Here is a 20,000-nt window from a genome sequence, read left to right as displayed (position 1 = left end):
TTGTCCTTTCAAGACGCCGGCAGGGCGTCGCCGACCAGGGCCAGGTTCTGGATCGCGGCCAGGCCCCATTGGGCCGTTTCGTTGGTGGTCACCCATGGCACTTCGTTCACCGGATTGAGCACGGCCGGACCGGCCACGCGCCGCGGCGTGAAGGGCGGATACGGCCGGTTGGCGGCGGCGAATTCCTTCCAGGCGCGCCGCGCCAGCTCGGGATCCTTGCGCTTCCAGGCCGCGTAGGCCGTCATGCGCGAGTTGCCCTGGTAGATGGCATCGGTGCCGCCGTGGGTCTTGCCCAGCCTGCGGCGCTGTTCCTCGGCGGGCGCGTTGTACAGTTCGCAGTACTCGATCCAGGCCTTTTCAAAAGCCTTGTCGCCGGTCAGGTTGATCAGCTCATCAAAAATCTCGATGGCGCCGAACACCGCGTTCAGGTGCGAGGCCTTGACGTCGGTGCCGATCATGTTGTGCAGGCGCCCGGTCTCCAGCTCGTAGCCCATGCGCTCGGCGTTGAAGAAGCCGTGCGGCATGGCGGCGATGTCGCGCATGCCGGTCAGGATGCGGTCGCGGTACTTCGTGCTGCCGCTGCGTTCCCATTCGGTGAGCCAGTTGGCCACCAGCGAGGCCCAGTCGGTGCCGAAGCTCGCCCGCACCGGGAACTGTCCCTTGGGCGGCTGGTTGGGGAGCTTGCGCACCGGGTCGACCGCTTCCAGGCGCTGGTCGGCATCCAGGGTTTCGCGCATGACGTCGCCGATGCGTTCGTCGGCGGTCAGGAAGTAGTACATGCGGCGGTAGACGGCGGTGCTGATGCGTACCTGCTTGGCGCTGCAGCCCCAGTGCTGGACGTTGTGGCGCGTGCCGAGCCCGGCGAAGCGGCCCAGGTGGTAGGTGTCGACGTCGCTGGTGTGGCGTACCATGGCTTCGCCGACGCGGAAGATGTCGGCACGGCCCGTACGCAGGAAGGAATACCACAGCCACAGGTCGGGCGAGAGTTCCGAGTTGGCCCAGGCATAGCCGCCGACGTCGTAGCGCCACTCGTGGCGATCCAGGTCGTAGGTGTGGCGGAAGTCGCCGTGGTCCCAGAAACCGTACCAGCGGCGCTGCTCGACTTCGTTGCGGTAGAAATCGAAGTGGGCGTCCAGCCGGTCCTCGATATGCGCTTTTGCGGGCGTGGAGCGGTCGGGCAGGGACCACATGTTGCCAAACACGCGGGTGGCGAGGATGTGGGCGGGCGCCGCCACCAGCTGCGGCGGCGTCTGGACATGGGCAGCCATCTGCACCAGGCGCTCGCGCGCCGGCGTGGCGTCAAGGGCCCACAGGGTCAGCTCGCTTGAGCGCGCGACGCCGACCGGGGTGCCGAAGCCTTTCTCGTAGTCCTCGTAGGTGATGTCGAGGGCCTGCAATTCTTCGGCGTGGGTGTCCATGCCCATGCCGTCGTGGTAGAAGCGCAGGTCCATGGCCGGCGCGTCGGGCGACCACATCCAGAGCGTGACCTGGGCCGCGTCGGTATGGGCGTTGCGGATGTCGAGCTGGGTCGGGTGGCGTTGCCAGAAGTCGCGCATGCCGAAGGCGACGCCGCCGGAGGCGCCGCCGATGTAGCCCAGGCCCGGCGCACGCCGGCCCCAGGCCGCGTCGATCCAGCCGTGGCCGGCCTTGGTGCGCTTGCGGATGCGGAAGCTGTCGGCGGAGAGTTGCGACAGGCTGTAGTCACCCCAGGCCGGCACGTACTGCATGTTCTTGCGCACGCGCTCGGCGATCTCCGAGACTGCCACGCCCTGGCCCGCCAGCTGGGCCTTGCGCACCGCCTCGCCCGGGTCACGGCGCAAGCCGGTCAGGTTGCGCACGCCTTCGGCCCACAGGCCGCCGCTGTTATCCTGCAATTCGCCGCCGAAGCGCACGTGGCGGTTGTGTTCTTCGTCCGTCATCGGCACATCGAAGCGCAGGCCGATCCCGCGCACGAAGTCCTTCTGCTCGTCGCCGTCGAAGACGAAGGTGTGCATGATGCGCACCGACTCGGCGCCGGCGTAGAAGTACAGGCGCACAGTGAAGGGCAGCCAGGCGCGGCTGCCCTTGACGTCGCGGTGCATGCCCTCGAGTTTGACCACGCTGCGCACCGGACCGCGCTGTTCGAGCGTGACCTTGGCGAGCCGGCTTTCGTAGGCGCTCTGGCGCGTGCTGCCACCTGTGCCATCGGGCTGGTCGTCGCTCAGCGCCACCAGCTTGCCGGCGCGCGCAATGTCGGTCTTGCCACGCCGGATGCTGCGAATGATGTCGGCGCCCTGGCGCGGCACGACGCATTCGATGACGCCGGTGTCGATCACGATGGCGTCCGGGTTTTCCTTGATGGCCAGCGCCTGGGCCGGCAGGCGCGCCTTGCCGGGCTTGAGCTGCAGTCGTCCCGGCATGGCGCCCTGTGCGGGCAGGGCGTGGGCGGTCCACTTCAGCGAACCATCCGGCCAGTAGGCGAGCGGCCAGCTCTGGCAGGCCAGTTCGCCGCCAGGGCTTGATAGGGCAAAGGCCTGGTCCTTGCGCAGCGCGCCGCGCGGCCAGGGCACGCCGAAGGTGGTGCCGGTCATGAGCGAGGGCGCACCCTCCAGCCAGGACAGGTCGGCGATGGTCGGGGAAGCGGGTGCGGCGGGCGCCGCGACGGCGCCGGCGGCGCGCATGCCGAAGGGCAGCGCGGCGGCCAGCGCACCGGTCTTGAAGAAGCTCCGGCGGGACAGCGGGGCCATGCTCAATTCCCTTTGGCGAAGCTGATTGCAACCGGCGCACGCAGGCGCGCCGCTTCCTCGGCCACGTGGCGCTGCCAGTCCTGCTGGGTGGCGAAGGGGCTGCCGCGGGTCCAGGCGGCGCCCACGTGGTAGCTCAGCGGCTGGCCGGAAGTGACCGGTGCGATCACCAGGCCGTTGCGTTCGTCGGCGGCGAAGCTCGTTGCGCTCGGGACGATCACGGCCACCCCGAAGTCGCCGAAGCTGCGCTGGGTGACCCATTGAACCAGGCTGCCGTCCTTCTTGTTCTCGCTGAAATCGACTTTCACTTCCTGGCCCTTGTCGCTGGGGCGCTTGTTCAGGCCGACGGCGGCGTTCAGGCTGGCCGGGCCGGCGAAGGTGAAGGTGCTGTCGATGCGGTCGAAGTAGCGGCCGGCGTCGACGGTGAAGCGCTTGACCTCCGAGACCTTGGTGCCCTGGGCATCCCAGCCGTCGTAGTGCAGCTCGAAGACGGTGCGTACCGGGCCGTTGGCCAGGATCTTCCAGGTCTTGTAGTTGGTGCCGACAAAGAGCGTCTTGCCATCCCAGATGCCGGTGCCGCCCGCGCCGCGGGTCGGGCCGACGTTGTACATGTCGATGCCTTCGCCTTCGTCGACGTGGTAGTGGTCGTGGCCGATGTTGTACCAGCGATCGACGATCGGGTAGGGCACGCGCTTGAACCAGATGTCCATGCCGCTGGTGACCAGCACTTCCTTGTCGCTGCCGGCGGGTGCCGGAGCGGCCAGGGCCGGGCCATAGGTGCGGTGCGCCAGCTTGTCGTTCTCCCAGGCGAAGTCGTCGAGGCGTTCCTGCACGAAGCGCGCGTAGGTCTTGGCCGGGAAGGGCGGATTGGTGGCCTTGCCCTTCTCGATGGTGACCGTGGTGCGCTTCTCGCCCGCCTTGAAGGCGACCTGGAACAGCAGCTCGCCATAGGCGGCGCCGATCATCTTCGGGTCCTTGCCGGTGGGAGCGATATTGGTCACCTGGTAGGGCAGGACGCGCCCTGAAGCGTCCTTCACCACCAGCTGCTGGTTCAGGGCCTGGGGCAGGGCCTCGTTGACTTTCGCCCAAGGGATGGCGATGGTCTCGGCCGGCCGGGCGATGTCCAGCGTGTGGCTGACGGTGACGGTGAGGCGTTCGGCGGCGTTGGCGCCAGTGGCGAACAGGGCTGCAAGGGCGATGGCGGACAGGGTGAAGCGAGTAGTCATGTCGAAGTGCGCTTATCGAGATTGGTGAGTTGCCTGCGGCGGGGTCATGCCTTCGCCGAGGAAGAAGCTGGGGTGGGGCGGCTGGTTGTAGCCGGCGTTCTGGGCCGCCACCTGCACCCGGTACTGGGCGTCGTGCATCAGGGTCGGCAGGCGGTGCGTGGTCGGCACGGTGGTGCTGAATACCAGCAGGGCATCGTCCGTATTGCTGCGCCAGACGACTTCCTCGCGCCAGTCGCCGAGCAGGTCGGCCGACAGTACGGGGTTGGCCTTGGTGCTGTTGTTGGAGGCGGCGCGCAGCGGCGCGGCATCCAGCAACAGGTCGAGGCGCTGGGCCTGCGGGTTCCACTTCTCGATCTTCGTGCCGTCGAGCGATTCGCGCAGCAGGTCGCCGTCCCACCAGAGGCCGAAGTTGTAGGCGCGCGGGCGCACCGCCGAGATCTGCTGGCCCTTGGCGTTGTACAGGCCGCCGGTCGGATTGGTGATGCCGCCGATCGCGGCCCAGCATTCGTTGCCCGGATGGGCGGCGTCGATGTCCATGCAGATGCCGCGTCCGACGTCGATGGTGCTCGGGATGCCCCACAGGACCTTGCCGGTGGCGGCGTCGCGCATCGCGGCGCCGTTGCCCCGGTAGCACTTGGGCGACTCGTGCACCATGAAGACCTGCAGGCCCGGCAGGCTCGGGTCGTGCTTGGTGACGTGGAGGGCGTCGCCGTGGCACAGGTTCGACGAGTACATCAGCTTGCCGCTGCTGGCGATGGTGGCGGCGCCGTAGACGATGTCGTCGCGGCCGTCGCCGTCGGCGTCGGCCACCGCCATCCAGTGCGCACCCTGGCCGGCGGCCTCGCCGTTGCCGGACGTGTCGCTGTCGAACACCCAGCGCTGCGTCAGCTTGCCGTCGCGCCAGTCCCAGGCCGCCAGCACGGCGCGCGTGTAGTAGCCGCGCGCGAACACCGCGCTCGGTTGCTTGCCGTCGAGGTAGGCCACGCCGCCGAGGAAGCGGTCGACCCGGTTGCCGCGGTTGTCGCCCCAGGCGGCGCCGTCGCCGCCGCGCGCCGGGAGATAGTTGGTGGTGGCCAGTGCGGCGCCGCTGCGGCCGTCGAACACGGTCAGGAATTCCGGCCCCGCCAGGATGAAGCCCTTGTCGTTGCGGTAGTCGGCCTTGGCATCCCCGATGACTTTGCCGTGGCCGTCGACGCTGCCGTCGGCGGTTTTCATCATCACTTCGGCGCGGCCGTCGCCGTCGAAGTCGTAGGCGAGGAAGGTGGTGTAGTGGGCGCCGGCGCGAATGTTCTTGCCCAGGTCGATGCGCCACATGAAGCTGCCGTCGAGGCGGTAGGCGTCGATATAGGTCGAGCCGGTGTGGCCGCTGTGCGAATTGTCCTTCGCATTGGTCGGCTGCCACTTGACCAGCAGTTCGTAGCGGCCGTCGCCATCGAGGTCGGCCGCCGAGCCGTCGTTCACCTGGTAGCTGTAGGCCACGCCGTCTGGGGTGACGCCGTCGGCCGGTTTGCGCAGGGGGATCGTCAGGAAAGGCTGCTGCCAGGCGGCGACCGGTTTGGCGTCCTCGCCGGCTTCGGCATTGCCGCGCACGGCCCGCACGCTGTAGCTTGCGCCCGCTGCGGCGCCCTTGTCGACGAAGTTGGTGGCGGCCAGCGGCGCGTCGTTGAGGCGCTTGCCGTCGCGGTAGAGGTTGAAGCTGGTGGCCGCGTCTTCCTGGCCGAGCAGGCGCCAGCTGACGAAGTTGCCGTCCTGGGTGTGGATCGCGACCACACCGCGGTCGAGTCGTTCGAGCTGCTTGCCGGCGAGCTGGGTGACGGCGGGCGCCGTGCTCGTGGTCGCGCAAGCGGTACAGGCGAGGGCCAGCATGCCGAGGGCGATGCTGCGCTGCAGGGTGTCGTTACAGGTCTTGGGTGCCATGGTGTCCGGGGTTGGGCGTCGAGGGTAGCGCATCCGAGTATTCGACGCCATGCCGACAGTGTCAACAATCGGGGTGTGCGGCGGGACATTTAATCAGGCGCTTGAGCGGATCCTGCGCCGTGTGAATACAGCGCGAGCGCTCCCTTGCGCTCAAGGCGCTGATCGAAGCATCAGTTGAGCAGAGCGGGATATGGACGCTCATGCGCATGCCAGCGTAGACTGTGCGGATTCGTTCTCTACCCGCCAGACCATGATCATCTCGTCCGCCCTAGACTACCGCGAAGCCGCACGCCGCCGGTTGCCGCCTTTCCTGTTCCATTACCTCGATGGCGGCGCCGGCGCCGAGCAGACCCTGCGCAGCAACGTCGACGACCTGCAGGCGGTCAAGCTGCGCCAGCGCGTGCTGCGCGGCTCCGAGCAGCTGGACCTGGGCGTGCAGTATTTCGGCCAGGATTACGGCCTGCCGATCGCGCTGGCGCCGGTCGGCCTGACCGGCATGTATGCGTGCCGCGGCGAAGTGCAGGCGGTGCGCGCGGCCTGCAAGCGCAACATCCCCTTCATCCAGTCCACCGTGTCGGTGTGCCCGCTGGCCGAAGTGGCGGCCCAGGCCTCGAATCCGATCTGGTTCCAGCTGTACGTCCTGAAGGACCGCGGCTTCATGCGCGACGTGATGCGGCGCGCCTGGGAGCTGGGCGCCACCAACCTGGTGTTCACGGTCGACATGCCGGTGCCGGGCGCGCGCTACCGCGACGCCCACAGCGGCATGAGCGGCCCGAACGGCCCGCTGCGGCGCGTGCTGCAGGCGATGACGCATCCGCGCTGGGCGCTTGATGTCGGCGTGTTCGGGCGTCCGCACGACCTCGGGAATATCTCCGCCTATCGGGGCAGCGCCACCGGGCTGGCCGACTACATCGGCTGGCTGGGCGCGAACTTCGATCCGGGCATCGCGTGGAATGACTTGCAGTGGATCCGCGACGAGTGGAAGGGCAAGTTCATCGTCAAGGGCATCCTCGACCCGGAAGACGCGCGCGACGCGGTGGCCTTCGGGGCCGACGGCATCGTCGTGTCGAACCACGGCGGGCGCCAGCTGGACGGGGCGCCGTCCTCGGCCCAGGCGCTGCCGGCGATCGCGGCGGAAGTGAAGGGCAAGCTGACGATCTTCGCCGATGGCGGGGTGCGCACCGGGACCGATGTGTTCCGGATGCTGGCGCTGGGCGCGGATGGGGTGCTGATCGGGCGGGCGTTTGTGTATGCGCTGGCCACGCAGGGGCAGGCGGGTGTCGAACGGCTGCTGGCGATCATGGAGAAGGATTTGCGGACCAATATGGTGCTGACCGGAGTGCAGAAGGTAGCCGAGATTGGGCCGCACTTGTTGGTGAAGTGAAGCAGGACCGGTCGAAGCTTCGATCGTTGAGGCTTTATGTCTGCTATCGACCCCGAAGCGGACATCTACGCGATCCTGCGACGTTCTAGGCTGAGCTCACTATGCTTGGTCCTTGCATTGACACAGACTTTCGCCGATCTCGCGCATAAGAAAGCGCCGTTAGCTCCAGGATTTCGCCTGGAGTGACGGTGTGCAGTAATAACCTGCTCAACACGCCAAAGTACCAGGTCTTCATGAACTTCTCGCAGGACTTCTAAAAGCGCGGGCGTTGTGAATGAGACTGACGCCTCCAAATAAGCGTATATTCATCGATTGGATGAATAGGAACACGCAAAGGGGTTGGTAATGAATAAGCTCATCTACAAAGGCGCCCTGGCAGTGGCGGTGACGATCGTTTCATTGAATGCATCGGCCGACGCGATCGTGACGTTCGCCCATCCTGCAAACATGGCGGACGTGCCGCGCTCGGTTATCGACCGGGAAAACATGGAGTGGCACTTTAGCGAGCATTTCGCGCACCTGTCGAAACAGTTACCGGCGGGGCAAAACCTGAAGGTCGAGATGCTCGATATCGACTTGGCCGGGAACGAGTTCCCGCGCGTGGCGATTCGTGATGTGCGCGTGCTGAAGGGTCGCGCCGACTGGCCGCGTCTGCACTTGCGCTACACCATCGAGCAGGATGGGCAGACAGTGCGCACCGGGGAGGCCAAGCTGTCCAATCCAAATTACCTGATGGGAGTTAATCGTTATACCCACGAGATGTACTCGCATGAGAAGCAGATGATCGAGGACTGGTGGCGCAAGGAGGTGGTGGCGGCGCACTGAGCGCCCATCTATTATCCCGCATCTCACGCTTCCAGGCTCGCCGGGGGCGGATTACGCAGGCGCCGTGGCGCGCTCGAGCGCATTGAGCTAAAAATCGCATGTTCCCTGCTGTCACCGCACATTTATCCGACGCTTGCACTACATAACAGGCGGGCCGGTCGTCTCTGCAAAAACTCGGTATCAGCCAATATTTCCCGTGATTTGCCAGCGGCATCTTCTTCCAGTCTAGGTGCTGCCGATTGCTACACAATGTCCAGCCATTCTTCGGACCTGCGCGCCGATGTACGTAGAACAAGAACGGATTGGTCGCGCTCCTAATGCCCCCGTCGCCCAATCCGCTGATGCACCCGCCGCTGCGCCACCCACACCCCAACCGCCACCACCGGTACGAGAATCCCCAGCATCAGATCCGGATTGATCGGCAACCCGGCCGCCTTGGCCGCCTTGCCCGCATACCCGAGCAGCCCTACCAGATAGTAGGAAATCGCCGCCACCGACAGTCCTTCAACCGCCAGCTGCAGCCGCAACTGCTGCGCCGCGCGCGCGTTCATCGATTCCAGGATGCGCCGGTTCTGCAGCTCCTGCACGATGCCGACCCGGGTGCGCAGCAGGTCGTTGGTGTCGGCGATGCGGCGCGCCAGCGCGTCCTGGCGCGCGCTGATCGCGGCGCAGGTCTGCATGGCCGGCGCCAGGCGGCGTTCCATGAATTCTTCCACCGTAGGCGTGCCCTCGATGCGCACTTCGCGCAGCTCCTCGATGCGCGCCTTGACCAGGCCGAAATAGGCCTTCGAGGCCGAGAAGCGGTAGCCGTTGTCGAGCACCAGCTTTTCCAGGCGCGCCGCCAGCCGCGTGATCTGCGCCAGCAGGCGCTGCTCGTCCTGCGCGCCATGCTCGACGGGCGCCATGTCGGTCGCCACCATGGCGCTGGCCAGCGAGGACAGCTCCGCTTCGATCGCGTCCAGCTCGGTGCCGACGGTGCGCGCGGCGGGCAGGCCGAGCAGGGCCATCATGCGGTAGGTTTCGATTTCCAGCACCCGCTGCACCAGGCGTCCGCCCTGCAGGTGGCGCATGCCGAGGTCGCGGATCACGAAGCGGCTGAAGCCATCCGACTGGATCGCGAAATCGGTCCACAGCTCGGCGCCCTGCATGACCGAGGAGCCGGCCAGGCTGTTGCGCCCGAACACCGCGGGCAGGCGCGAGGCGTCGGCGGCGCCCTTGACCAGCGCGACGTGGGCCGCCGCCATCAGGCTGCCCTCCAGGCTGGCCAGCCAGCTGGCTGGCAGGAAGGACAGCGGCACGTGCGAGAAGGCCTCGAACGCCCCCATGTCGGGCGGAAGCGGCGTGGTCACCGTGTAGGTGGCGAACTCGGTATGGCATTCCCACTTCAGGCGGAAGCTGCCGAAGTCGTGGAAGAAGTGGTTGCTGCCCGGGCCGGGGGCGGCAACGCCAAAGTGGCCGCACAAGCTTCCCAGCAGCTGGTGCTGGGAATGGCGGCCCGGCGGACCGGCCTGGCCGCCGTGATAGACCGCCAGGTGGGTGATGGCCTCGGGCGCGTCGAGCCGCATGAACGGGCGCGAGTGGAGTTCGGCGGCGAGCGGCACCCGCAAGGGATGGTTCAGCGATACGTTGAAGTCTCTCACTCGACGCTCTCGTAGTAGTAGTAGTTAAGTATTACTTTTCGCTATTGTGTCATTACTTGCTGTTTTGTGCACTGCGTCATTTGATTAATGAAGAACACTCAGGAGCGTGAGCGGAAAGTGTTGGAAATGATCATCAGACATGGCTTTTGCGCACCGGATTTACTTTCGCGAGTTGGGTTCCCGCACAAGTATTGAGCGCGGTCAGGTGGTCCGCGTTTAGCGGCGCTTTCATTTCTAGGCGAACTCATCTGTCAGCATTTCGTCAGATGTCCGGCCGAGGATCGATCTGTCAAGCCCGCACCATTCTGGTGCGTTTTGGCAATCCATCCAGGAGGAAAACATGACTACCCGCAGCTTCCTGCGCCGCAGTTTTCACCATCCCTGCCGGCTCCGCCAACCCCGACTTTCCCTGCTCGCGTTCGCCGTCGGCGCGGCCCTGCTGTCGGCCTGCCAGTTCCCCGGCGGCCGGGTCGATGAGCTGAACAACCTGCGCGGCCCCACACAAACCCTCACGGTCGAACTGCGCGAAGGCACCAACATGGCGGCGGCGCCATCGCCGGACGGCCGCCTGATCGTGTTCTCGGCCCAGGGCGCGCTGTGGATCATTCCGCGCGAAGGCGGGCAGGCGCGCCGCATCACCGATTGGCGCGTCGAGCCGACCGCGCCGGTGTGGTCGCCCGATGGCAGGCGCATCGCCTTCCAGAACTACGCGCCGGAAGGGAACTTCCATATCTGGACGATCTCGCCGGACGGACGCAATCTGCGCGAGCACACCACCGGTCCGTTTGATGATCGCGAACCGGCCTGGCTGCCGGACGGCAGCGGCCTGGTGTTCTCGTCGGATCGCAGCGGCGACGGCCAGTACAAGATCTGGCGCGTGAACGTGAACGGCGGCGCGCCGGCCCAGGTGACCACCGGGCCCGGGGCCGAGAGCAATCCGGTGGTGTCGCCGGACGGCAGCCGCCTGGCCTATGTCGACGGCACCAACGTCGTCACCGCCCCGATCGGCGGCGGCGCGCCGACGGTCGTGGCGCCGGGCACGGCCCCGGCCTGGACCCCGGACGGCAGCGCGCTGGTCTACCATAACGCCGCGCGCCAGCTGGTGGTGGGCGGCGCGGCGGTGACGATCGACGAGGACATCTTCCCGTTCCCGGTGCGCTTCCTCCCGGACGGGCGCTTCCTGTACACGGCCGATGGGCACATCCGCATCCGCGACGCCAGCGGCGCCAATCCGAACGATGTGGCTTTTCGCGCCGAACTGAGGCTGCGCCGGCCCGACATCCGCGAAGGCAAGGACCGCAACTTCGACAACTTCAGGCCGCGCCAGGTGAAGGGCATCAGCGCCCCGGTCCTGTCGCCGGACGGACGCAGCATCGCCTTCGTGGCCCTGAACGACGTCTGGACCATGCGCATCGGCGAAGCGCCGGTGCGGCTGACGGACGATCCCGACCGCGACGTCAACCCGCAATGGACCGCGGACGGGCAGGCGGTCTACTTCTCGTCCGAGCGCAACAATGCCGGCCAGCTGGCGGTCGACCAGGTCGACGTGGCGACCCGTGCCCGCACGCGGCTGGCCGCTATCCCGGGACGCTCAATGGCGCTGCCGAAGCTGTCGCCGGACGGCGGGCGCATCGCCTACACCACCTTGTCGGGCCAGCTCGAGATCTGGAACCGCGCCACCTCGACCTTCGAGGTGATCCTGCCCTCGGTGAGCACCCAGGTTAGCACGCCGCAATGGACGCCCGACGGCCAGCGCATCATCGTGGTGGACAACGAGCGCATCAACAACCGCTTCCGCGAGGGCTACAACAAGCTGCGCGTGATCGACCTGGCCACGCGCACCGGCACCTTCTATGCGGTGGCGTCGGCGCCGCGCCAGATCGCCGAGCGCGACGAGGGCGCTGCCGTGCTCTCGCCCGACGGGACCCGCGTGGCCTTCATCATGGACTCGCGCCTGTACGCGATTCCCGTCGGTCCGAACGGCGCCCCGACCGGCGAGGCGCGCCGCGTCACCGAGGACATCGCCGACCTGCCGTCCTGGGGCGGCGACTCGCGGACCATCCTGTACAAGTCGGCCGAGCGGGTGCGCACCGTGCGCGTCGACGGCAGCGGCGCCCGCGAGATCCCGGTCAGGCTGAAGTATCGCCAGGCGGTGCCGGAAGGGCGCACCGTGATCCGTGCGGGGGCGCTGTGGGATGGCGTGGCTAGCTCCCTGCGCCAGAACGTCGACATCGTCATCCAGGGCAACCGCATCGTGTCGGTCGGACCGCAGACTGATCACCCGGCCGGGGTGCGCGTGGTCGACGCCAGCGGCCTGACCGTGATGCCGGGCCTGATCGAGACCCACCTGCACCCGCTGACCCTGTACCAGGGCGGGCAGTTCGGCCAGATCGCCCAGCTGATGCTGTCCTACGGGATCACGACGGCGCAGTCGGTGGGTGGCCCGCTGCACCAGAGCGTGGAGATGCGCGAGTCGCTCGAGGCCGGGAACCTGCTGGGGCCGCGCATGTTTGTCTCGCCGCCGCTGTGGGAGGGCAACCGCCAGTTCTACCACTTCGCGCGCACCCTGCGCACGCCGCTCATCGCCGAGCTCGAGATCGCCAAGGCCAAGCGCTTCGATGCGGACTTCCTGAAGAGCTACGTGCGCGCGCCGATCCCGATCATGGAACGGATCGCGCAAGGGGCGCTCGACCTGCGCGTGCCGAGTGGCACCCACATGGTGCAGCCGGGCGCGGCGACGGGCCTGGGCGGCACTACCCACCTGTCGGCGACGCAGCGCATGGGCTACGGCTGGTCGAAGTCCTTCGCGCGCGCGATCACCTACCAGGACGCGGCCGACATCTACGGCAAGGGCGACTTCCACCTGATCGACACCCTGTTCTCGGCCTCCGCGCTGGCGGGGCTGGATCCGGGCATCGTCACCGACCCGCGCTTCATCCTGGTGCCGCCGAACTTCGTGCCGGGCCTGCAGAACGCGCAGCCGCCCACCGCGACCCAGCTGGCCAGCATCATCAACGACGCCACCCAGCAGGCCAAGGTGCGCGCCGCCGGTGCGCTGGTTGCCAACGGCACTGACTCGCCACTGGTGGTGCCGGGCATCTCGCTGCACCTGAACATGCGCGGGGCGGCGATCGTGCAGGGCAACCTGACGGCGCTGTACTCGGTGACGCGCGACGCGGCGCGCATCGCGTTGGTGGGCGACGATCTCGGCACCGTGGAAAGCGGCAAGCTGGCCGACCTGATCGCGGTGGGAGGCAATCCGCTGGCGGACCTGCGCGCCGCCGCCGACGTGCGCTTCGTGGTCAGGAACGGCCGGGTGATCACGGTGCCGGAGATCCTGGCGCCGGCGCAGACGCCGGAGCAGCTGGAGGCGCGCCGGCAGGCGCTGGCCGCGCGGGAGACGCTGTGCCGGGAGGAGCCGCATCACTGCGAGGAGCCCGGCGGGGGCCACGCGCACTGAGCGCGTGATCCTGCTAGCCGGCCTCCTTGCGCGCCCGCGCATCGAGGCCGGCCAGCACGTCGATCGGCAAGGGGAACACGATCGTGGACGATTTGTCGCCCGCGATCGTGCTCAGCGTCTGCAGGTAGCGCAGCTGCATTGCGCCGGCCTGCTGCGCCAGCACGAAGGCGGCCTGCTGCAGTTTTTCCGAGGCCTGCAGCTCGCCCTCCGCATGGATCACCTTGGCGCGCCGCTCGCGCTCGGCCTCGGCCTGGCGCGCAATCGCCCGGATCATCGATTCGTCCAGGTCGACGTGCTTGATCTCGACGTTGGCCACCTTGATGCCCCAGGCGTCGGTCTGGGCATCCAGCACCTGCTGGATGTCGAGGTTGAGGCGTTCGCGCTCGGCCAGCATCTCGTCCAGCTCGTGCTTGCCGAGCACCGCGCGCAGGGTGGTCTGGGCCAGCTGGCTAGTCGCTTCCATGAAGTTGGCGACCTGGATGATGGCGCGCTCCGGGTCCACCACCCGGAAGTAGATCACGGCGTTGACCTTGACCGAGACGTTGTCGCGCGAGATCACGTCCTGGGTCGGCACGTCGAGCACGATGGTGCGCAGGTCGACCCGCACCATCTGCTGCAGCACCGGGATCAGGATGATCAGGCCCGGTCCCTTCACGCCCCAGAAGCGGCCCAGCTGGAACACCACGCCGCGTTCGTATTCGCGCAGGACCCGGATCGACGTGACCAGCAGCGCGAGCAGCAGGAAGAACAGGACGCCAACGCCAAGGCCGATACCGGTGATCATTGCATTCTCCTAGCTGTTCTCGACAGGGACCACTTCGAGCCGCAGGCCGCTGCGGCCGACGATGCGCACGGTCTGCGCCTGGCGCAGCGGGGTGCTGCTGATGGCGTGCCACAGTTCGCCCTCGACCTTGACCCAGGCCTCGTTGGCGCGCCGTTCACCGAGCTGTTCGACCGTGCACAGCGTCCCGATCAGGCTTGCGGCACCACTCCTTACCGGGCGCCGGCGCGTCCTGAGCGCCAGGCGCACGGTGCCGAACAGCAGCAGGGCGCTGGCGGTGGCCAGCGTGCCGACCAGGCCGGGCGGAATGCCGTAGCCGGGCAAGTCGGTATCGATCAGCATCAGTGCGCCGGCGACGAAGGCGGCGATCCCGCCCAGGCCGAGGATGCCGAAGCTGGGCAGGAAGGCTTCCGCGCCCATGAAGGCCAGGCCGAGCACGATCAGGGCCAGGCCGGCGTAGTTCACCGGCAGCAGCTGCAGGGCGTACAGGCCCAGCAGCAGGCAGATCGCCCCGATCACGCCCGGCGCCACCGCGCCCGGGTTCATGAACTCGAATACCAGGCCGTAGAGTCCGACCGTCATGAGGAGCAGGGCGACGCTGGGATTGGCGATCGCGGCGAGCGCGTTGGTGCGCCAGTCGGGCGCGAATTCGACCAGCAGCGCGCCTTTCGTCTGCAGGCGGCGCGGCTGGCCCAGCACATTGACGCTGTGGCCGTCCAGCTGCGCCAGCAGGGTCGGGACGTCCGGCGCCACGACGTCGATGACCTTCAGCCGCAGCGCTTCCTCGGCGGTGAGGCTGACGGATTCGCGCACCGCGCGCTCGGCCCAGTCGGCGTTGCGGCCGCGCAGCTGGGCCAGGCCGCGCAGGTAGGCGGCGGCATCGTTGAGCGCCTTGGCCTGCATGGGCGAAGCCGGCTCCTTCTGGGCGGACTTGGGGGCGTTCTTGCCGCTGCCCCCTGGGACGGGCTGGCCGGCGGGGGGCGATGGCCCAATGCCGATCTCGACCGTCGTCGTCGCGCCCACGTTGGTGCCGGGCGCCATCGCCGCGACATGGCTGGCGTACAGGAGGTAGGTGCCGGCGCTGGCGGCGCGTGCGCCGCTGGGGGCGACGTAGACGGCGACCGGCACCGGTGCGGCGAGGATCGCCTTGATCGCGGTGCGCATCGAGGTGTCGAGTCCGCCCGGCGTGTCCATCCGGATGACCAGCAGCACGTGCCCGAGCGAGGCGGAGCGCCCGATGCCGCGCACGACCTGGTCGGCGCTGGCCGGGCCGATGGCGCCGTCGATGGTCAGGAGGCCAACGGCGGCGGACCTGGATGCCGGGGCGGATGCAGCCGGGCTGGCGCCCGGGAGCGCAAGCAAGGCTGCGAGCGTGAGCGCGGCCAGGACCGGCAGCAGCGCGGCGAGCTTGTAGCGCAACACGGTCGCCTCCCAGGATCAAGCCTTGCCGGCCACGAACCGGACCGGTCAAGACTTGGACCGCGATCCGCATCCGGGTGTTCCCGGCTTGCGCCGATCGGTCACGGTTGAGTCGATAACGATAATGCATTATCATTAGTGCCTTGTCCGCGCCATGAGGTACCCGATCCATGAAACGTCCCATCCTGCCGATGCTGCTGGCCCCGGCCCTGTCCCTGTCCCTGTCCCTGTCGAGCCAGTATGCGCTTGCCGACGATCCCGTGATGGTGATCGGCGAAGTCAGGGTGAGCGCCCAGCGTCCGGGTGGCGCGCTGCTCTCGAACAGCGTCATGAGCTCGGTCGACGTGCTCGGCGCCGACAAGCTCGAAGACAAGAACGTCGCCAACAGCTGGGAACTGCTCGGGCAGCTCCCCGGCATCCAGCTGACCGAGACCCGCATGGGCGCGGAGTCCGGCAAGGCCAGTTTCCGCGCCTTCAATGGAGAAGGCTATATCAACGGCATCAAGGTGCTGATCGACGGCATTCCCAGCAATGTCAACAGCGGCAACCAGCGCTTCATCGACATGGTCTTCCCGCTCGAGGTGGATTACATCGAAGTGGTGCGCGGCACCAACGATCCGCGCTATGGCCTGCACAACATCGGCGGCAACATCAACTTCGGCACCCGCCAGGGCGGCAACTACCTGGACGGGCGCTTGAGCGTCGGCAGTTTCTCCAGCCGCGAAGCCCAGCTGGCGCTGGGACGCGAGAGCGGCGGCCTGGCCCAGAACTACTTCTTCGCCAGACAGCATTCGAACGGCTCCCGCGCGCACAGCGACTCCGAGAAGTACACGCTGGGCGCCAAGTGGTTCCTGAGTTCGGCCGACAAGGCGGTCAAGGCCGGCCTGGTGCTGCGCAGCTACCGCCACGAGGCCGAGGAGCCGGGCTTCCTCACGGCGCAGGAGCTGGCCGCCAACCGCCGCCAGTCGCCCGCCAAGAACGCCAATGACCTGAGCGAGCGCGACATGCGCCATGCGAGCGTTCACCTGGACTGGCAGCTCTCGCCGCAAGCCTTCTGGAGCAACAAGCTGTACTACAACCGCTACCTGGATGACCGCCGGGTCACCTTCACCAGCAACCCAGGCGGCACGGCGCCGCGCCAGCGCCGCCTCTGGGACGAGGCGCAGACCGGCTTGCTGAGTACGTTGACCTGGCGCGCCCATGCCGGGCTGGCGGTCGAGAGCGGCATCAGCGCCGAGCGCCAGGACAACGCCTACCGCCGCCTGCGCTACGGCTTCGCGCTGCCGACCGACTTCACCACCCCGGCAACGGTCCAGAACGACGACAGCTACACCCTCGACAATACCGGCGCCTATGTGCAGGCAGTCATCCGGCCGGTCGAATCGCTCAGGATCATCCCGGGCTTCCGGCTGGATCGATTCAGCGGCGACTTCCTGAACCATGCGAATGGACTGCGGGCCCGCCTGCAGGACTATGGCTGGATCAGGCAGCCCAAGCTGAGCATGGTCTACGGCCCGTCACAGAATGTGAGCCTGTACGCCAACTGGGGCCGCACGTTCCAGATCCTGACCGGTTCCGGCGCGCCGGCCTACCTGGTGCCGGGGCAGGCGCGCTTCGCCCCCTCGATCAATACCGGCAGGGAGGTCGGCATCAAGTTCAAGCCGGTTCCTGGCGCCGACCTGCGCCTCGCGGCCTGGCAGCAGGACGCCACCGGCGAGGTGGCCAACATGCCGGCCACCGGCACCACGGTCGGGCTGGGCGAGACGCGCCGCAAGGGGCTCGACCTGCAGGTGTCAACCCGCATTGGCGAGCACGTCGACCTGAGCTTCTCGCACTCGGTGCAGAAAGCCGAGGTGGTGAGCGCGTTCACCGCCGACGGGTTCTCGCTGGCCGGGAAAGAGGTGTTCCATACGCCGCGCCACATCACCAACGTCGGCGCCGATTATCACCACTCGGAGCGCTGGCGCTTCGGGCTGCAGGGGCGCGCGCAGGGCGGCTACTACATCGACAACGCGAATGCGCTCGGCAAGTTCGGCGGCTTCGTGCTGTTCGACGCCAGCGTGCGCCATCAGCTGTCCCGGACCGTGAGCCTGGACCTGCAGCTCAAGAACCTGGCCGACCGCCGCCACGCCTACGCCTGGTACGACAACTTCTTCTGGCCAGTCAGCCAGGCCCAGCCGATGTTCTCGGCTGGCGCCGGGCGCGCCGCGTACCTGGCGCTCAACGTGAAGCTGTGACAACATGACGAAACCACTGCATTCCCGCATCATGGGCATCGACGCGCTGCGCGGCCTGGTCATGGTGTTCATGCTCGCCGACCACGTGCGCGAGACCTTTCTGCTGCACCTGCAGGTATCCGACCCGATGGATGTCGCGACGACGTCCGGCCCGCTGTTCGTCTCGCGCCTGCTGGCGCACCTGTGCGCGCCGGTGTTCGTGTTCCTTACCGGCCTGTCCGCCTTCCTGTACGGCGCCCGCCAGCAGGACGGCGCAGGCGCCGCAGCAAGCTTCCTGTGGAAGCGCGGCCTGTTCCTGGTGGTGCTGGAACTAACGGTCATCAACTTCGCCTGGACCGCGAGCTTTCCGCCCAAGGTGATCTACCTGCAGGTGATCTGGGCCATCGGCCTGTCGATGCTGGCGCTGGCGGCGCTGGTCCGGCTGCCGCGTGCGTTCCTGATCGCGCTCGGACTGGCGATCGTCGCCGGCCACAACCTGCTGGACCCGCTGCACTTCGCGCCCGGCCGTCCGCTGCACGCCGTCTGGGCGGTGCTGCACGACCGCGGCTGGCTGGAGCTCGGCGACACCCTGCGCCTGCGTACCTCCTACCCGGTGCTGCCATGGATCGGCATCATCTGCCTGGGCTATGCCTGCGGGCCGTGGTTCGCAGCAGGGTTCACGCCGCAGCGCCGCGCGCGCCGGCTGCTGGGATGGGGCCTGGGAGCGCTGGCCGGCTTCCTGCTGCTGCGCGCGGCGAACGTCTACGGCGACCGGCCGTGGAGCGCCGGCGCCACGGCGCTCGAGACCATGATGGGCTTCTTCAACGTCACCAAGTACCCGCCTTCGCTGCTGTTCGCCGCGCTCACGCTCGGGGCGGGCCTGTTGCTGCTGCTCGCGCTGGAACGCCGCCAGGGCGCACTCGTGAAACGGCTGGCGGTGCTGGGCGCGGCGCCGATGTTCTTCTACGTCGCCCACCTGTATGCGCTCAAGCTGCTCTTGATTGCCGTTTCCGCGTTTGACAGGGACGCGGCCCGCTTCGATGGGGTGGCGCCGGTGTGGGCCGTGAGCGCGCTGCTGTGCGTCGCGCTGTATCCCGCGGTGGCTGCGTTCGCACGGCTCAAGGCGCGGCGGCGCGACATCGCCTGGCTGAAGTACCTGTAGGCCGGCCCGTGCTACCATCGGGGGCTATGAAGCACAGATTATTCCTTTTCGACCTGGACGACACGCTGCTCGACTTCAAGGCTTCCGAACGGCTCTCCTTCGTGCGCACGATGGGCGAACTCGGGCTGCATGGCGAGCTCGAACCCTTGTTCCAGCAGTACCAGGCGATCAACCTGGCACTCTGGCGCGCCTTCGAGGCCGGCACGGTATCGAAGGAGGTGCTGAAGGTCGAGCGCTTCCGCCAGACCTTCGTTGGCAATGGCCTCGAGCTGGACCCGGAGAAGGCGAGCAGCCTGTATCTGGAATCCCTGTCGGAGACGGTGGTGCTGGTCGACGGCGCGCAGCAGCTGTGCGAGAGCCTGGCCGCTTGTGGCGAGGTCGGCATCATCACCAACGGCGTGCACCACATCCAGCACCGCCGCATTGCCAGCTCTGGGCTGGGCGGGCACATCTCCTTTGTCGCGACGTCGGAGGCCTGCGGTCACGCCAAGCCGGACAGCCGCTTCTTCGAATTCAGCGCCCGGATGGCGCGCGCACGGCCCTTCGCCAGGCACGAGACCGTCATCGTCGGCGACCGCCTGGACGCCGACATCCTCGGCGCCAACCGCTTCGGGATCGACAGCTGCTGGTTCAATCCGGGCGGGCTGGCCAACGACAGCCTGGCGCTGCCCAGCTGCGAAGTCCGCGCCCTGGACCAGGTCGTCCCCGCGCTGAGGCAACTGGCGCTGGCTGCCTGATTGGCTTTTCGGCACTACAGTACGCCGGCATGCGTGCCGGCGTATTTTTTGGCGCTGTCATCTTTAACTATGGATGAGGGCGGAACTGCTGCGCTGCTCCATGGTCGAACGCCTGTCACCACAGACGGGAACGACTATGCGCGCACCGCATTTCAAGAAGTGGTTTGCCAGACTCCCCGCACTGAACCTGCCTCAGCGCCTGCAAACGCTGGCCGCCCTGCATCCCGCTGCCGGGCTGGACCAGGTGATCGCCGTCATCGGCCAGATCGGCCGCACGCAGCGCCGCTGCCCCGGTTGCACTTGCGAACGTTACTACCGGCATGGGCAAGCCAATGGCCTACCGCGCTACCGTTGCCGCGCCTGCGGCCGCACCTATAACGACCTGAGCGGTACGCCGCTGGCGCGGCTGCGGCTGCGTGAAAAATGGCTCGATTACCTGGGCTCCGTGCTCGACTCGACATCGGTGCGCGCCGCCGCCAGAGACGTCGGCGTGCATCGCAACACCGCCTT

Annotated in this window: 13 protein-coding genes; 7 read left to right on the top strand and 6 right to left on the bottom strand. The window is 67.6% G+C overall.

The window, feature by feature from the left end:
* Window positions 1-8: 8 nt before the first annotated feature.
* The 3 genes from YWC_RS0123795 to YWC_RS0123785 are packed head-to-tail and all read right to left on the bottom strand — an operon-like array spanning window position 9 to window position 5,866.
* On the bottom strand, window positions 9-2,726 hold the full coding sequence (locus YWC_RS0123795; protein WP_027867626.1) for an exo-rhamnogalacturonan lyase family protein: 2,718 nt from the start codon (window positions 2,724-2,726) through the stop codon (window positions 9-11).
* A 2-nt stretch (window positions 2,727-2,728) separates the two neighbouring features.
* Complete coding sequence (locus YWC_RS0123790; RefSeq protein WP_027867625.1) at window positions 2,729-3,949, bottom strand: BT3233 family polysaccharide utilization protein; 1,221 nt, start codon at window positions 3,947-3,949, stop codon at window positions 2,729-2,731.
* 12 nt (window positions 3,950-3,961) lie between these two features.
* Window positions 3,962-5,866, bottom strand: a complete 1,905-nt coding sequence (locus tag YWC_RS0123785) for a rhamnogalacturonan lyase (protein WP_027867624.1) — start codon at window positions 5,864-5,866, stop codon at window positions 3,962-3,964.
* A gap of 250 nt (window positions 5,867-6,116) precedes the next feature.
* Here YWC_RS0123785 and lldD point away from each other — a divergent pair, with 250 nt between their 5' ends.
* A complete protein-coding gene (lldD, locus tag YWC_RS0123780) occupies window positions 6,117-7,250 on the top strand; it encodes an FMN-dependent L-lactate dehydrogenase LldD (RefSeq protein WP_027867623.1) in 1,134 nt (377 codons plus the stop codon).
* A 345-nt stretch (window positions 7,251-7,595) separates the two neighbouring features.
* Window positions 7,596-8,075, top strand: coding sequence for a DUF3016 domain-containing protein (locus YWC_RS0123775; RefSeq protein WP_027867622.1), 480 nt, complete (start codon window positions 7,596-7,598; stop codon window positions 8,073-8,075).
* 314 nt (window positions 8,076-8,389) lie between these two features.
* On the opposite strand, the gene YWC_RS0123770 is transcribed toward YWC_RS0123775, so the two are convergent.
* Window positions 8,390-9,715, bottom strand: a complete 1,326-nt coding sequence (locus YWC_RS0123770) for a DUF3422 family protein (RefSeq protein WP_036215753.1) — start codon at window positions 9,713-9,715, stop codon at window positions 8,390-8,392.
* Between the two features lie 340 nt (window positions 9,716-10,055).
* On the opposite strand from YWC_RS0123770, the gene YWC_RS30620 reads away from it, so the two are divergent.
* Window positions 10,056-13,175, top strand: coding sequence for an amidohydrolase family protein (locus YWC_RS30620; protein ID WP_051306711.1), 3,120 nt, complete (start codon window positions 10,056-10,058; stop codon window positions 13,173-13,175).
* A gap of 13 nt (window positions 13,176-13,188) precedes the next feature.
* Here YWC_RS30620 and YWC_RS0123760 read toward each other — a convergent pair whose 3' ends face one another.
* Both YWC_RS0123760 and YWC_RS30615 read right to left on the bottom strand, forming a co-directional pair.
* The gene (locus tag YWC_RS0123760) at window positions 13,189-13,959 is read right to left on the bottom strand and encodes a slipin family protein (protein WP_027867620.1); all 771 of its coding nucleotides are present in this window, start codon (window positions 13,957-13,959) and stop codon (window positions 13,189-13,191) included.
* A 9-nt stretch (window positions 13,960-13,968) separates the two neighbouring features.
* Entirely contained in the window at window positions 13,969-15,378 is a 1,410-nt protein-coding gene (locus YWC_RS30615) for an NfeD family protein (RefSeq protein ID WP_229413180.1), read from the bottom strand.
* 167 nt (window positions 15,379-15,545) lie between these two features.
* Here YWC_RS30615 and YWC_RS0123750 point away from each other — a divergent pair, with 167 nt between their 5' ends.
* The 4 genes from YWC_RS0123750 to YWC_RS0123735 all read left to right on the top strand — a co-directional run.
* Window positions 15,546-17,612 carry a TonB-dependent receptor gene (locus tag YWC_RS0123750; RefSeq protein WP_027867619.1) on the top strand — a complete coding sequence of 689 codons (2,067 nt, stop codon included), beginning with the start codon at window positions 15,546-15,548 and terminating at the stop codon, window positions 17,610-17,612.
* A 4-nt stretch (window positions 17,613-17,616) separates the two neighbouring features.
* Window positions 17,617-18,753, top strand: a complete 1,137-nt coding sequence (locus YWC_RS0123745) for an acetyltransferase domain-containing protein (protein WP_027867618.1) — start codon at window positions 17,617-17,619, stop codon at window positions 18,751-18,753.
* A 26-nt stretch (window positions 18,754-18,779) separates the two neighbouring features.
* Window positions 18,780-19,490: a YjjG family noncanonical pyrimidine nucleotidase gene (locus YWC_RS0123740; RefSeq protein ID WP_027867617.1), complete on the top strand. Its 711-nt coding sequence runs from the start codon at window positions 18,780-18,782 to the stop codon at window positions 19,488-19,490.
* Window positions 19,491-19,626: 136 nt separating this feature from the next.
* A partial coding sequence (locus YWC_RS0123735; protein ID WP_027867616.1) for an IS1/IS1595 family N-terminal zinc-binding domain-containing protein occupies window positions 19,627-20,000 on the top strand: 374 nt, incomplete at its 3' end.

It is taken from the genome of Massilia alkalitolerans DSM 17462 (assembly GCF_000427785.1).
In the GTDB taxonomy this organism is placed as follows: domain Bacteria; phylum Pseudomonadota; class Gammaproteobacteria; order Burkholderiales; family Burkholderiaceae_D; genus Telluria; species Telluria alkalitolerans.
Note: the sequence above shows the minus strand (reverse complement) of the source record. Positions and strands in the feature narration are given on the sequence as shown.

Coding starts and splice junctions, on each gene's coding strand:
- YWC_RS0123795 (WP_027867626.1), bottom strand. CDS start 2,726: ATGGCCCCGCTGTCCCGCCGGAGCTTCTTCAAGACCGGTGCGCTGGCC.
- YWC_RS0123790 (WP_027867625.1), bottom strand. CDS start 3,949: ATGACTACTCGCTTCACCCTGTCCGCCATCGCCCTTGCAGCCCTGTTC.
- YWC_RS0123785 (WP_027867624.1), bottom strand. CDS start 5,866: ATGGCACCCAAGACCTGTAACGACACCCTGCAGCGCAGCATCGCCCTC.
- lldD (WP_027867623.1), top strand. CDS start 6,117: ATGATCATCTCGTCCGCCCTAGACTACCGCGAAGCCGCACGCCGCCGG.
- YWC_RS0123775 (WP_027867622.1), top strand. CDS start 7,596: ATGAATAAGCTCATCTACAAAGGCGCCCTGGCAGTGGCGGTGACGATC.
- YWC_RS30620 (WP_051306711.1), top strand. CDS start 10,056: ATGACTACCCGCAGCTTCCTGCGCCGCAGTTTTCACCATCCCTGCCGG.
- YWC_RS0123760 (WP_027867620.1), bottom strand. CDS start 13,959: ATGATCACCGGTATCGGCCTTGGCGTTGGCGTCCTGTTCTTCCTGCTG.
- YWC_RS0123750 (WP_027867619.1), top strand. CDS start 15,546: ATGAAACGTCCCATCCTGCCGATGCTGCTGGCCCCGGCCCTGTCCCTG.
- YWC_RS0123745 (WP_027867618.1), top strand. CDS start 17,617: ATGACGAAACCACTGCATTCCCGCATCATGGGCATCGACGCGCTGCGC.
- YWC_RS0123740 (WP_027867617.1), top strand. CDS start 18,780: ATGAAGCACAGATTATTCCTTTTCGACCTGGACGACACGCTGCTCGAC.